General features: G+C 48.2%; 1 protein-coding gene and 1 pseudogene. One reads left to right on the forward strand and one right to left on the reverse strand.

The window, feature by feature from the left end; all coding sequences use genetic code 11:
* Positions 1–165: 165 nt before the first annotated feature.
* Positions 166–675, forward strand: a complete 510-nt coding sequence (locus A6A04_RS00725; RefSeq protein ID WP_245651038.1) for a bacteriohemerythrin — start codon at positions 166–168, stop codon at positions 673–675.
* Positions 676–705: 30 nt separating this feature from the next.
* On the opposite strand, the pseudogene A6A04_RS21435 reads toward A6A04_RS00725, so the two are convergent.
* A pseudogene (locus A6A04_RS21435) lies at positions 706–888 on the reverse strand (hemerythrin family protein); the annotation flags it as partial.

The raw sequence follows: 888 nt of genomic DNA on the forward strand, positions 1-888 counted from the left end.
TCTTCCGATCTCCCCAGAAGATGAATGCGAGAGAACGGCTTTGGATGCAGGCGTCACCGTGTTTGTCAGGAAGCCCGTCTCACTTCGCTCACTTTCCGCCGGAATTGCTGAAGCCCTGACCAAAACACCTCAGAAGGTGCTGGCGTAGCCCCTTTAAGAAGGGAAATGACCGGAATAGACTGTAGGGTGGTGGATGCCGCAGGAAGTGTCGGCTTGATCGGCAGCGAGGACAATATGCTCAAGCTCACGCAAGGCATGATGATCGGGCACCCGATTATTGACGCCGACCACAAGAAGCTCATTAGCATAATAAATCAATTCCTGGTAACTGCGAAAATATGCGAAACCTTAGAGGGGGAAGTTGATGGGCAGAATGAAGCTGCGATGCATGTGACGCTGAAGCAGCTAATTGCCTACACACATGAACACTTTGAGAGAGAAGAGAAAATACAAAGAGAGTGCATGTATACATATTTTGAGATGCACGTCAGAGAGCATCGCGTTTTGAAGACTCAGCTTGAGGAAATGGCGTCGTCCTATTTCATCGCAAAGTCGAGGAAGGTAAACCGTCAATCCCTTAACGAAATGAGCGAATTTTTAAGGATGTGGCTGTTCAATCACATAATGAAGTTTGATATGAACTACAGAGACTGGGTTTGCCCAAAGGGTAATTAGGGCGTCTCGAAGACTGGCGTTGCTGTTTCGCTATTTTTCGACAATATCAAAGTCCTGCAAAGATGCGGCTGATCCGAGTTCCATTTTCAGGATTTTTCCGGCCAACTCATTTGCCTCGATGGCTGCGGATTTTGCAGTGGAACTCATAGCGTCCAATCCACCGATTACAGCAGTCAAGCTTGCCACCCGACCCATTTGTCGCCGCAAGATATC

This window comes from Paramagnetospirillum marisnigri (assembly GCF_001650715.1).
GTDB lineage: Bacteria > Pseudomonadota > Alphaproteobacteria > Rhodospirillales > Magnetospirillaceae > Phaeospirillum > Phaeospirillum marisnigri.